The sequence below is a fragment of the Streptomyces sp. a15 genome, assembly GCF_059026085.1.
The window spans coordinates 1-9424 of the sequence record NZ_JBWLKM010000157.1 but is presented as its reverse complement, the minus strand read 5'-3'; the positions used below and the strand labels follow the sequence as shown (position 1 = coordinate 9424).

General features: G+C 70.1%; 6 protein-coding genes and 3 pseudogenes. 5 read left to right on the top strand and 4 right to left on the bottom strand.

What is annotated here, in order from left to right; translation table 11 throughout:
- The 3 genes and pseudogenes from AC5P09_RS50345 to AC5P09_RS50335 form a co-directional block, all read right to left on the bottom strand.
- A pseudogene (locus AC5P09_RS50345) lies at positions 1 to 86 on the bottom strand (ABC transporter permease); the annotation flags it as partial.
- Positions 82 to 2121, bottom strand: a complete 2040-nt coding sequence (locus AC5P09_RS50340) for an FtsX-like permease family protein (protein WP_493880379.1) — start codon at positions 2119 to 2121, stop codon at positions 82 to 84. The pseudogene AC5P09_RS50345 and the gene AC5P09_RS50340, both read right to left, overlap by 5 nt.
- A 530-nt stretch (positions 2122 to 2651) precedes the next feature.
- Positions 2652 to 3428, bottom strand: coding sequence for an ABC transporter ATP-binding protein (locus AC5P09_RS50335; protein ID WP_493880377.1), 777 nt, complete (start codon positions 3426 to 3428; stop codon positions 2652 to 2654).
- A 310-nt stretch (positions 3429 to 3738) separates the two neighbouring features.
- Between AC5P09_RS50335 and AC5P09_RS50330 the strand changes: the two genes are divergently transcribed.
- Together AC5P09_RS50330 and AC5P09_RS50325 are read left to right on the top strand one after the other, a co-directional pair.
- Complete coding sequence (locus AC5P09_RS50330; protein WP_493880376.1) at positions 3739 to 5034, top strand: sensor histidine kinase; 1296 nt, start codon at positions 3739 to 3741, stop codon at positions 5032 to 5034.
- Entirely contained in the window at positions 5003 to 5674 is a 672-nt protein-coding gene (locus AC5P09_RS50325; RefSeq protein WP_493880375.1) for a response regulator, read from the top strand. The genes AC5P09_RS50330 and AC5P09_RS50325 overlap by 32 nt, the downstream gene beginning before the upstream one ends.
- Positions 5675 to 5951: 277 nt before the next feature.
- Here the strand turns inward: AC5P09_RS50325 and AC5P09_RS50320 are convergent.
- Positions 5952 to 6291: pseudogene (locus AC5P09_RS50320) on the bottom strand (urease accessory UreF family protein); the annotation flags it as partial.
- A 218-nt stretch (positions 6292 to 6509) separates the two neighbouring features.
- Here AC5P09_RS50320 and AC5P09_RS50315 point away from each other — a divergent pair.
- From AC5P09_RS50315 to AC5P09_RS50305, 3 genes and pseudogenes are all read left to right on the top strand, one after another.
- On the top strand, positions 6510 to 6953 hold the full coding sequence (locus AC5P09_RS50315; protein ID WP_493880374.1) for an Hsp20/alpha crystallin family protein: 444 nt from the start codon (positions 6510 to 6512) through the stop codon (positions 6951 to 6953).
- A gap of 566 nt (positions 6954 to 7519) precedes the next feature.
- Positions 7520 to 8563, top strand: coding sequence for a phosphotransferase family protein (locus AC5P09_RS50310; protein ID WP_493880378.1), 1044 nt, complete (start codon positions 7520 to 7522; stop codon positions 8561 to 8563).
- A 547-nt stretch (positions 8564 to 9110) separates the two neighbouring features.
- Positions 9111 to 9424 (top strand): annotated as a pseudogene (locus AC5P09_RS50305) (DUF4097 family beta strand repeat-containing protein); the annotation flags it as partial.

Sequence of the window (9424 nt, the reverse complement as noted above, 5' to 3'; positions counted from 1 at the left end):
CTGCCGATGGTCATCAGCAGCAGGCCCGGGACGAGATAGGCGATGTAGTCCAAGCGGTCGGCGCCGCCGCCACCGATCCTTCTACTCCTTCCCTCCGATCGCCTCGACCGGCCGGATCCTCAGCAGCACCCGCGTCGGCACCATCGTGCCTGCAGCCGCCAGCACCGCCGTCGCCCCCGCGATCGCCAGACAGCCGAGACCGGGCACAGCCGGCCACGGCGAGTCGCTCAGTGCCAGGGATACGAGGATCAGCGGGAACGCGGACAGCAGCGTCCCGATTCCCACCCCGGCCACGATGACGATGACGGTCTCCCGGCGCATCATGCCCACGACCTGACGACGGGCCGTCCCGGACAGCCGCAGGAGCGCGAACTCCCGCCGTCGTGCGCCCGTACTCATCGCCAGCGTGTTGACGACAGTGATCGCCGTGTACGCGATGATCAGCCCCACGACGAGGTAGTTGACCCAGGCGTTCGCCTGTTGCTCCGTCAGCTGGTCGTCGACGGCGAGCCCGTCCCGGAGCACGGTGCCCGGGTAGTCCGCCGCCACGTCTGAGAGAGCCTCGCGGACGCCGGATGCCGTGGGGTCGGAGCGTACGAGTACGGACGCGTCGACCTTTCGCGTGGTGTGGGCGAGCAGCAGGTCGTGCTCCAGGGGGACGTCGGCGAACCCGAAGCCGCGTTCGTAGACGGCGACGACCTGTCCCCGGAACGGGGTGCCGTCGCTCAGGTACAGACTGGCCGTGTCATCGACGCCGAGGCCGAGCCAGGACGCGGTGGTAGTGCTGATCGCCACGCTGGTGTCCGACAACGCGGTCAAGTTCCCTTCGCGCGACCGCAGATCGAGTGCGGTGCCGAGGGCCCGGGGGTCCACGCCCTGCGCGCTGAGCGAGACGGACGCCTCTGCGCCCAGCAGCCTGCCCACAGCCACGACCTTGGATTTCACGATTCCGGTGGCGGACCGCACCTGCTTCATGTCCCTCACTTTGTCTGCCAGTTCGGGTGACACCCCGGACGGCGCCGTGAGGACGTGGTCGGCGACAAGGCCGGACCGCAGTTGGTCGGCCGACTCCCTCAGGCCGGTGGTCTGGGTGAAGACAACGGTCGACGCGAAGGCGACGGCGAGCACGAGCGGTGTGATCGCACCGGCCAGTCTGCCCGCGTTGGCCTGTGTGTTGGCCGCCGCCAGGAAGCCCGTGACACCGGTCCTGTTCACCAGCGGGCCGAGCAGGCGTACGGCGGCGCGGGAGACCAGCGGGCCGAGCACTGCGACGGCGATCATGAGGAGGAGTACGAGGGAATTGGCGAGCCCGACAAGGGTGAGGAAGTCGGCGTTCTGCGCGAGGCCGGCGGCGAAGATGCCCGCCGACAGGACAAGGAGCACACTGCCGGCGACCTTGCGTCCGCGGCCGACACCGGGGGCCTCCAGCGCGGCTTCTCCGAGCGTCTCCATCGGCCGTATCCGGGTCGCGCGCTGAGAGGCGGACAGTACCGCGACCAGCGCGGTCAGCACGGTCACGAGCACCGCCGCGAGGAAGGGCAACGGGCTGATGGCGAGCCCGAAGTCGGGCGGCACAATGCCGTGTCCGGCGAACCGGTCGCGCAGCCAGTAGACCAGGGCCAGCCCGACCGGACAGCCCAGCACCCCGGCGACCAGGCCTGTGACGGCGGCCTCCGCGGCGACCAGGCGCCGGATCTGACCGGGTGTGGTGCCGATCGCGCGCAGCAGGGCGATCTCCCGGCGGCGGTGCCGGATGGACAGCGATGTCGTGGCGAACAGCACGAAGAAGGCGATGAGCAGGACGTTGCCGCCGACCGCCGCCGCCAGCACCACGAGATTCGACCCGCTGACGGTGATATCGAGGAACTCCACCCGTCCCCGCCCCTCCCCCGTGTGCACGGCGAGCGTGTCGTCGTCGAGCGCCGCCTTGATGCCGTCGGCCAGTCGCTCGGGTGACGTGCCGGGGGCGGCAAGGACACCGAAGGCGTATACGGAGGGCGTGGGCGCCAGTTGGCGCAGGGCCGGCTCGGGCAGGAACGCCACCGACCGGCGGGGCGCTCGGCCGTCCTTCAGCGTGACGAGTCCGGCGACCTCGAAGGTACGGGGCACGAACGTGGTCATGAGGCGGACCTCGTCCCCGGGGCGGATGCCCGCCCGTCCGGCGATCTCGGTGTCCAGGGCGATCTCCCCGGCCGTGCGCGGTGCGTGGCCGGCGGTCAGTCGGAAGTCGCCGAGGGGCAGGCCCGACCAGTTGTGCGCCTCCGGTGCCGAGCCGTGCCGCCCGGCCACCGGCTGCCCGTCCCCGGTCGCCAGGCGCACCGATGCGCCTATGTCCGCGATCACCAACCTGGCGCCGTCGACGCCGGTGATCCGGTCGGCCACAGAGGCTCGCAGGGGTACCCGTTCCGGCAGCGGCTGCGACCCCTTGAGGGCCGATCCGTCCAGGTCCTTCAGGGTCAGTTCTACTTCCTGCCGGCCCGCGACGACCGCGTCGGCCGCCGCGTATCGCTCGGGGGACGACCCGGCCCGTATGCCCGACTCCAGGAGCATGCCGCAGGCGCTGAGGACGGCGGCACCCAGCAGCAACGCGACGAACGTACCGGCGAAACCGCCCTTGCGGGCCTTCAGCGTCAGCAGGGCGAGGCTCAGCATCAGGCGGTCCTCCGCAGGCCGGAGAGGACTTCCGCGACACGGTCCGCGCTCGGTGCGCCCATTTCATCGACGATGCGACCGGTGCTCAGGAAGACGGCGTGGTCGGTGTGTGCGGCGGCCACCGGGTCGTGCGTGACCATGATCACCGTCTGGTGCAGATCGGTGACCGCCTGCCGCAGCAGGCCCAGGATGTCCCGGGCGGTCTCCGGGTCGAGTGCTCCGGTGGGCTCGTCGGCGAAAATCACCTGGGGGCGGGTGACGAGGGCGCGCGCGATCGCCACCCGTTGCTGCTGACCGCCGGAGAGCTGCGCGGGAAAACGCGCGAGGCGGTCGCCGAGGCCGACGGTGGTCATGATGTGGTGGAACCAGGCCGCGTCCGCCTCCTTGCCGGCCAGTCGCAGGGGCAGCGTGACGTTCTGCTCCACGGTGAGGGAGGGGAGGAGGTTGAACGCCTGGAAGACGAAACCGATGCGGGTGCGTCGCAACTCCGTCAGCCGTTGCTCTCCGAGTGCCGACAGGTCCTGGGCGCCGAGGCGGACCTCCCCCGAGGTGGGCCTGTCGAGGCCGGCCGCACAGTGCAGGAACGTGCTCTTGCCTGAGCCCGAGGGACCCATCACCGCCGTGAACGTGCCGGGCTCGATGCCCAGGCTGACCGTGTCCAGCGCCAGGACGGCCGTCGGACCCTCGCCGAACTGCTTGGTCACGTCCGTCAGTTGCACCGCGTACCGGCCTTTGGCGGCGGACACGTCCGGTTGTTGGCCCCACGACCGCACCATGACTCCTCGACTCCTCGACTCCTCGACGCCTCGTACGGCATTCCGTTATCGGATTCGGATTCCGTGCTCCCTCAAGTGCATCGGCGCCAGCGGGTCGTAGCCTCGGCCGCACAGTCGAACTCGTGCGTCCGTCGGCCGGGCGAGCCCCCGCGTGGTCTCCGCCGTACGAAGGAGCAGAGGGCGCCCCTGACCTGCCGCGCGCTGCGGGCTCCTCCTCCCTGCGGAGGATGCCTTCACGAAGGAGGCGGCCGTCCCTCTTTCCGCCCCAGGACAGATCGACGCACCTGGCGATCCGTCTAACGTGGGGTCCATGACGCTGGATTCGTTCGCGGGGCGCCGCATACCCCCGGCCGTCACCGACGCGGGTCTGGCCCTGCTGCTCGCCGCCGGACTGCTGGCCGTGGCCGAGGCGATGCCGCCCGGCGGACCCGAACTGCGCACCCACGACGCGCGGTTCTTCGTGCTCGCCCTGCTGTCGATGCTGCCCCTGGCCGTCCACCGCCTCTTTCCGCTGCCCGCCCTGCTCGTGATGACGGCGGCCGCGAGCGTCCTCCAGGGGCTCCACTACGTCCCGCAGCTCTCCAGTCCCGACGGCACCTCCATCGGGCCGAGCTACCTGGGCGTGGCCACGGCCGTGTTCCTCACCGCCGTGCGGGGCACGCCGAGGACCGCCACCCTGGTGGTGACCGTGCTCATCCCGGCGGCGGCCGTCACCGAAGCGGCGCTCGCCTCGCCCGGCCACCGGATCGCCACGCTGCTGACCGAGGCGATGATTCTGGTCGCCGCGTGGGCCCTCGGCCGGCTCCACCGAGCGCGCGCCGCCATCCGGAACCAGGCCGTGGAACGGGCCGCCGCGCTCGAACGCGAGCAGGTCGCCAACGCGCGCGCCGCCGTCATGGAGGAGCGCGCCCGGATCGCCCGCGAACTCCACGACATCGTCGCGCACAACGTCAGTCTCATGGTCGTCCAGACCATCGCCGCCGACCGGGTCCAGGACCGCGACCGCCAGAAGGCGCACGAACTGCACGGCACCATCGAGGAGACCGGGCGGGCCGCCGTCACCGAACTGCGCCGGCTCCTCGACCTCCTGCGTACGGACGAGGAGGCCGAGACCGATCCGAACAAGGAGCCGCCGCAGCCCACCGTCGAAGCCATCCCGGAGCTGGTGGACTCGGTGCGCGCCGCAGGCCTCGCCGTCGACTTCGAGACCACGGGAAACCCCGCCGAGTTGCCGGCCGGTTCACACCTCACCGTCTACCGCGTCGTACAGGAGGCCCTCACCAACACGCTCAAGCACGCCGGCCGCACCCGCACCGACCTCAGCGTCGCCTGGGAACCGGAGCGTCACCGCCTCACCGTCCGGCTCTGCGACGACGGTCCACGGCCCGGCGACGGGACTCCGCGTCCGCCCGCCCTGTCCAAGGGCTCGGGCCATGGACTGGTCGGCATGCGGGAGCGCATCGGCGCCGTGGGCGGCTCCCTGCACACCGGCCCCCGCCCCGGCGGCGGTTACTGCGTCCACGCTGTCATCCCCCTCCCCACACCCGACTCACACCACGAAGGGCACTGCCCGCATGCAGGCCATCCGCGTCCTGCTGGTCGATGACCAGCCCATGATCCGGACTGGATTCCGGCTCATCCTCGAAGCCGAACCGGACATCATGGTCGTCGGCGAGGCACCGGACGGCGTTTCCGCCGTCGCGAGCGCCCAAGCCCTGCGGCCCGACATCGTCCTGATGGACATCCGCATGCCGCACATGGACGGTGTGGAGGCCACCCGGCTCATCGTGCAGACGGGATCACCGAGCCGCGTCGTCATCCTGACCACCTTCGACCTGGACGCACACGTCGTGGACGCCCTGCGTGCCGGAGCCAGCGGCTTCCTGGTCAAGGACGGTCCCGCCGACTCCCTCGTGGACGCCATCCGCACCGTCGCCGCCGGCGACGCCGTCCTCTCTCCCCGCGTCACCCACCGCCTGTTGGACCGCTTCGCCCATCTCGCCGCGCCCACGACCCCGGCCGTACCGTCCCGCCTCGACGCCCTCACCGGCCGCGAACTCGACGTCCTGCGCGCCCTCACCCGCGGGCTGTCCAACGCGGAGATCGCACGCGAACTGGGCGTGGGAGAAACCACGGTCAAGACACACATTGCGCACATTCTGGAGAAGTACCAGCTCCGGGACAGGGTGCAGGCCGTGATCCTGGCATACGACAGCGGGCTCGTGATGCCCCGCGGTACCCGATGAACGGGCCGGGCGGGTGATCAGTACTCCGTCTCTCGGCGCAGCGGACCGCCGACCCCGTGGAGGTGCCGCAGCACCTCGGCGTTCCCGCGCCCAGCAGGACGAGTACCTCCCGCTCGCGCGGGGTGATGGCCGGCACCGGGGTGTCCGTAGGGGTGTCGGAGGCGCAATGGGAACGGAGAGCCTGCGCAACGAGGCGGTCGAGCTTGTCCCGGCTGAAGGGGGCCTCTCCGTTGGCGGCCCGGCGTACGGCGTCCAGGAGTTCGGTCGGTGGGGTGTCCTCGAGTTCGGCCGACGGAAAGGAGGCACGAGCCGCGCGCATCATCTGCCTGCCGAGCCTGCGGGCGGCGGCACGTACTGCGGGGACGGGGGACGGGGGACGGGGGTACGCACGGCGGCGTCGTCAAGCAGCAGCGGTTCACGTCCGCCGACGGCCCCCGCGGCCGGCCCGGCCATCGTCAGACCGGGTGGTGTGCAGACACCCGCGGCAGAACGCCTCCAGGCTGTCGGTGTCGTGTACGGCTCCGTGGGCGACCGCGGCCTCGACGCCGCCGGAGTGGGCGTGCCCACCGGCGGGGAAGCGGGCCATCGACCAGGAGGAGCAGGGCCGCGCGGCTCATGGGCGAGTGGCTGCCTTCCACAGGGTAGACAGTGATGCGGTGGCCGGGACGGGCACACCGGACCCGGGCCGTTTGCAGCGGCGCGGACGGCCGGGCCTCCGCGCCCACCCCGGCCTCTCCCCCTGCGACGTCCCCCGCGTGACGTCGCCGCCAACGCCGGCGACTCCGAACAGGTTCAGGTGGATGATGCTGGAAGGGGGATGAAAGAGGAGCGAGAGATGAGCAGCATGATCAAGCGGATCCCCGGCTCGCCCACGGTGCCCGACCTGCCCGACCTGCCCGACCTGCCCGACCTGCCCGACTGGGACGAGGCAGGATTCCCCGCACTGAACACAGCTTCGGCAACGCACGGCATCCACGTCGAAGAACGCCTGACGCAAGGGACATACGAGCTGCGCGCGGAGCTGCCAGGCATGGACCCCGACAAGGACATTGAGATCACCGTCACGAACGGCATCCTGACGCTGCACGCCGAGCATCGCGAGACCACGGAGAGGCACCCCGCCCACTTCCGCTACGGCCACTTCGAACGGCTGCCGGCCGGGGCGCAGTACGACGCAGCGGCGGCGGAGTACAGGGACGGTGTTCTGACCATCACGGTCCCGATCCCGGCACCGGAGACGAAGGCGAACACCACGGCCATCCCGCTGCGGCACCCCTGAGCTCCGCTCCCGCCCCGCAGCAGAGCCTGTACCTGACCGCGTCCTCCGGAGACAGCACACTCACGATGTTGGCGGGCCTAGAACAGACGACCTTGGGTAGTCGGCACCTGTCGGCAGGGAAGCGGCGTAGCGCCTGGGGAGGTCGACGCCGCTTCCCTGCTGCTTGCTAAAAGAAGCCCCGACAAAGCCGTTGGACGTGTCGCTGGTTGATCAGGCAGGCGGCGAGGCCGAGGACAGCTTCGGGGATGTCGTCGCGTCGTTCCCAGCCAATAAATGCGGGAGGTCTTCCTCGCCGACTGCCCCACCGGCCACCGCTGGCCGAGGACTCGCTCGGCAAGCAGATGCTCGCCCTGCTGGGGCAGTTGGAGGCCGCCTGCGCGGATGCGGACGTTCCTCAGTTTCCCCGGGCTCGGCATCCAGCAGCAGGCAGCTTGACGTCTGGCTCCGTGAGATGTCTGTTTATGGTCCCCGGTCCTGAGTAGCCTTTGGGTCCTACGCTGGCGTGGTGTCCGAGCGCACCGGACAGGCTGGGGAGAGAAACTGAGGTCGACGAGGAAGCCGACGCAGTGAGCCGCGAGCCGTTCGCGCACGACACGGCCACTCGAATCGAATACCTGGCGCAGACTGAGCCCGGGTGCTTGGGTCTGCCCGAGCGGACATCAGCACCTTCACCACGGAATAGCAGAGTCCGGTTCCTGGGACAGGGAGAGAGCTACACGGCCTGGCGCCTCGACGCCGACGGAAGTCCTCCCTTGGTCATCCGGGTCACACGCCGGGCTCCCGAGGACCTGCCCCGGCCGATGAGCAAGGAGTTCGCCGCCCTTCCTCTCATTCCCGACGGCATCGGCCCCTCGGCCGTGCTACTGGAACAGGCACGCGACAACCCTCTGGGGTCTCCCTACATGGTGTGCGGGTACGTTTCCGGCCGCGTGCTCCACCCCGCAGAGTGGAACGACGGCCTTCTGACCGCTCACGCCCGGCAGATGAGCAGACTTCACGCCCGGACCTTCGACAGGTGCGGTGACGTCGACGCACCGGCGGAGGAGCAGGGCACGAATCTGTCACTGACCCACCTGTTCACCACCAGCCTCACCTGGTGGAGCGAGACATTCCCGCACGTGGTCGACGACCCGGAGGTCAGCCGACTGCTCCCCCGCGTGGAGGCCTTCATGGCGGCGGCGGAACCCGCCTTCCGGCGCTTAAAACGGTTCGCCCTCATCCACGGCGACCTCGTGGTTCCCAACATCCTGGTCGACGACGCCGGCACGCCACGCTACGTGGACTGGGAATGGGCCGAGATCGGCGACCGGGCCAAGGACCTGGCTTACATCGGTGGCTACGTACCGGCTCCGCCGTGGTACCTGCCGCTGGATCGGACGAGGATCCGCCGGTTACTGGAGACCTACCTGCGCCACGCCTCCGACACCTGCGACGAGACGCTGGACAGCCTGCAGACGCGCCGCGACGCGTGGGAGGTGTACGAGCGGTTCTTCTCTTCTCTGCACTTCCGCACCCGCCGCAACAGCCCCGAGGACCTGCAGACCGGTCTCTATACCCACGCAGTCGCTCAGCTCACAGCCGGCCTCCGCCACCACCTAGCCCGGTCCTGATCCAGCTCGAAACCGCCCGCATCGCCGTATCTCCACGACCATGCGTGGGGAGCCGTCGCGGCCCGGCCCGGAAGCGGGATCTCGACCGCGCAGGCGCTCGCGCAGGGGGTGCGCCGTGTGCGTAGCCGGTGGCCTCGCGGCGACGTAGTCCGTGATGGCGAGGTGACCTCGGTGTGCGGGCGGCCCGCGGGAGCGAGGTGCTCCAGGACGCGCAGCAGGACCGGAGCGCTCGATTCTTCGATATCCCCGTCGGCGTCCCGCCGGGACGCGGCGAATCCAGGTCGGCCGCTCAAGACGGCTGTCGATCTCCACGTATGCGAGGCCGGCATGGCGGCCTTCGTGGCCGTGGTGGTTCCACTATAGCGTTCACTTCCGATTCATTGCAATGAACCGGGTGGAGATTGTTGCGTTAGACTCCAAACCATTGCAATGAATTCCCCGCTCCCGCCTGCACTTATAGCTATTATGCGCAACGAGTGTGTTGCCGGATCCATGAATGCAACGTAGCTTTTCGTCCATCGGAAACAACGAGCCGAAGGAGAACACAATGCAGAAGTTCGACACCCCCACCCCGGTCTCCGCCCTCCTCGACATCCCCGCCGGACGCATCCGCTTCATCGCCGCCGACCGGACCGACACCACCGTCGAGATCCTGCCCGCCGACGCCTCCAAGAGCCGCGACGCCAAGGCGGCGGACCAGATCACGGTCAGCTACGACGACGGCGACGGCGTCCTGCGGATCGAGGCCGCACCCGCCAAGAACCGCATCCTCGGCGCCGCCCCCGGAGCCGTCGAGGTGACCGTCCAGCTGCCCGCCGGCTCCCGCGTCGACGCCAAGGCGGCCGACGGCGAGCTCCGCGG

Excerpts from the sequence above, each read along its gene's own strand:
- AC5P09_RS50340 (WP_493880379.1), bottom strand. The coding sequence starts at position 2,121 with ATGACCACGTTCGTGCCCCGTACCTTCGAGGTCGCCGGACTCGTCACG.
- AC5P09_RS50335 (WP_493880377.1), bottom strand. The coding sequence starts at position 3,428 with ATGGTGCGGTCGTGGGGCCAACAACCGGACGTGTCCGCCGCCAAAGGC.
- AC5P09_RS50330 (WP_493880376.1), top strand. The coding sequence starts at position 3,739 with ATGACGCTGGATTCGTTCGCGGGGCGCCGCATACCCCCGGCCGTCACC.
- AC5P09_RS50325 (WP_493880375.1), top strand. The coding sequence starts at position 5,003 with ATGCAGGCCATCCGCGTCCTGCTGGTCGATGACCAGCCCATGATCCGG.
- AC5P09_RS50315 (WP_493880374.1), top strand. The coding sequence starts at position 6,510 with ATGAGCAGCATGATCAAGCGGATCCCCGGCTCGCCCACGGTGCCCGAC.